Below are 2,743 nucleotides of genomic sequence, written 5' to 3'. Positions count from 1 at the left end.
CGCCGTATCGGAACGCCTCGGTGGTGGACCACAGCGTGGTCGCGAGCGTGTCTACTCCCCGCGGCCGCAGCATCAACGTCGCAGGCAGTTCCTTGGCGACGGTCAGAAAGACCAGAGCGGCCCCGGCGGCGATGCCGGGCGCGGCGATAGGGATCGTCACGCGAAGATCGGTACGCAGCCGGCCCGCGCCGAGGGTTCGTGAAACATCCTCGAGGACAACGGGAGTGGCGTCGACGACAGCTCTGGTGCCGCCTACGGCCAACGGCAGGAACAGCACCACGTAGGCCAGTACCAGCAGAACGGCCGTCTGATAGAACGACGGCAGGAACCGGATTCCGAGAAAGACCGTGGCGAGTCCGACGGTGATTCCCGGCAGCCCGTGCGCGATGTAGGTGGACAGCTCGGCACCGCGAGCGGCCCTCGACGTGGATCGGGCCGCGAACAGCGCGACCGGCAACGCGAGCACGGCCACCACCACCGCGGCGGTCGCGGAGTACTGGACGGTCTTGGCGGTGACGGCCAGCACGTCCACCCAGTCGACGGTGAAGCGCAGCGATCGACTCAACCACCGCGCCAGGGCCAGAATCGGTACCAGCACCGAAACACCCAGGGCAGCAACGACTACGGCCAGAGCGGGTACGCGCCACCGGCCCAGAACGACAGGCTCGGCCATCCGGTCGGTTCCCGATCCCACCCTCGCCGTGGCACCGCGTCGGGCACGCCGTTCGAGGAGGGTGAGCACCAACGCACCCACCACGAGGACCAGCCCGAGAACAGCGGCCGCGGTGCGATCGAGTCCCCCGCGGTACGCACTGTAGATACCGAGTGTGAACGCGTCGTATCGCATCAGAGCCACCGCTCCGAAATCACTGATGGTGTACAGCGCGACCAGCAGTGCGCCCGCTGCCGCGGCCGGAACGACGCGACGGCACTCGACGGTCAGCGCCGTGCGCACTGCGCCTCGACCGAGGGTTCGCGAGACCTCGGCCAACGAGGGGTCCGCGGTGGCGAACGCCGCGGACACCGGCAGCATTACCAGCGGGAAGCAGGACAACGTGAGCACGAGAGCTGCACCGGAAAAGCCTGCCAACGAGGGGAATTCGGCGATCCACAGGTACCCCGAGACGTAGGACGGGATGGCGAGTGGAGCTGCGAGGACCATGGCGAAGAAGCGTCGCCCCGGCAGATCGGTACGGACGGTCAGCCACGCCAGCAGCGTCCCGACCACGACCGACGCGAGGAGCACGGTGATCGTCAGTGTTGCCGTACGAATGGCGAGGTCGAGTGTGCGCTGTCGCAGGAGCAGTCGCAGCACCTTCTCGATTCCGCCGTCGAACGCTCGAACGAACAGGTAGACCAGGGGTGTCAGCGTCAGCGCTCCCACGCACAACGCGGTCGTCCCGAGAACGGGACGACCGCCGAAGTGGCGCCGCCGAAGCGGCTGAAGTGCAGACGCGAGCACCCGACTAGATGATTCCGACGTCGGTGAGGAGGGTCTGCGTGGCCTCGAGCGACGAGAGCTGACCGAGATCGAGATCGGTCGAGCCCAGCTCGGACAGTGGCGGCAGGTCGTAGTCCGAGGTGACTCCGTCGATGACGGGGTATTCGGCGGTCTCGTTCGCGAAGTACGTCTGCGATTCGGTCGAGAGCAACTCGCGCACGAAATCGAATGCTGCTTCCTGGTTGTCCGAGGCGGCCAGCACACCGGCACCGGCGACGTTGATCAGCGCGCCGGGGTCACCGGGCTCGAAGTAGTGCAGCTCGACCGGGGCGTCGTCGCCGTTCTCTTCCTTGAAGGGGTACCAGTAGTAGTGGTTGAGCAGGCCGGTGGCCACCTGTCCGTCGTTGACGGCGGTCAGCAGCGGGCCGTTGCCCTCGAAGGCGACGGGCTCGTTGGCGACGAATCCTTCGAGCCAGGTGCGAGCACCGTCCTCGCCGCGCTGCACGCGCAGGGCAGTGACGAAGGCCTGGAACGACGCGTTGGTCGGTGCGTAGCCGATCTGTCCGCGCCAGCGCGGGTCGAGCAGTCCGTCGATACCGGTGGGCAGGTCTGCGGCCTGCACCGAATCGGAGTTGTAGGCCAGCACGCGGGCTCGCGCCGAGGTGGCGACCCAGGTGCCGTCGGCACCGCGGTACTGCTCGGGAACGAGGGAGAGGATGTCCTCGGGCAGCGGCGCGAGAGCACCGGCCTCGTCGAGGGCACCGAGTGCGCCTGCGTCCTGACCGTAGAAGACGTCGGCCGGGGTGGCGTCGCCTTCCTCGAGGATCTTGGCGGCCTGGGCGTTGGTGTTGCCCGAGTAGTCGACCTCGATACTGCCACCGATGCGCTCGATCAGTGGGTCGACGAGCTCTTCACCGCGGCCGGAGTACACCACGAGTGAGGACTCTGCGGTGGCGGACTCGGAGGTGGACGTGCCTTCGTCGGAGGAGCCTTCCGAGCTGCATGCGACGAGACCGAGGGCGAGGGTTGCGCTGAACGAGAGCAGCGCCAGACGGCGAACGGTGAACACGGTTCTCCTGACGAAAACGGGTCATTCGGACAATTCGATGAAAGTACACCACAAAGGTGAGGCTCAGCTACTTTCCCTCCGGGATTGAACGGCCACAGGCCCGGGCACTCCCACTCCATGACCTCTCGTGTACTCGTCACCGGCGCCAGCATCGCCGGCCCGACCGTGGCGTTCTGGCTGGACCGAGCCGGCTTCGAGGTCACCGTCCTCGAACGCTCGCCGCACCTGCGACT

Annotated in this window: 2 protein-coding genes; both read right to left on the bottom strand. The window is 67.1% G+C overall.

From position 1 onward, the window contains the following. The coding region (locus tag A2J02_RS26585; RefSeq protein ID WP_068055925.1) for an ABC transporter permease at positions 1 to 1,462 on the bottom strand (1,462 nt) is incomplete at its 3' end. Positions 1,463 to 1,466: 4 nt separating this feature from the next. Next, positions 1,467 to 2,510 carry an iron ABC transporter substrate-binding protein gene (locus A2J02_RS26580; RefSeq protein WP_068055922.1) on the bottom strand — a complete coding sequence of 348 codons (1,044 nt, stop codon included), beginning with the start codon at positions 2,508 to 2,510 and terminating at the stop codon, positions 1,467 to 1,469. Positions 2,511 to 2,743 lie beyond the last annotated feature (233 nt).

It is taken from the genome of Rhodococcus sp. EPR-147 (genome assembly GCF_001647185.1).
Classification (GTDB): Bacteria; Actinomycetota; Actinomycetes; order Mycobacteriales; family Mycobacteriaceae; genus Rhodococcoides.
Note: the sequence above shows the minus strand (reverse complement) of the source record. Positions and strands in the feature narration are given on the sequence as shown.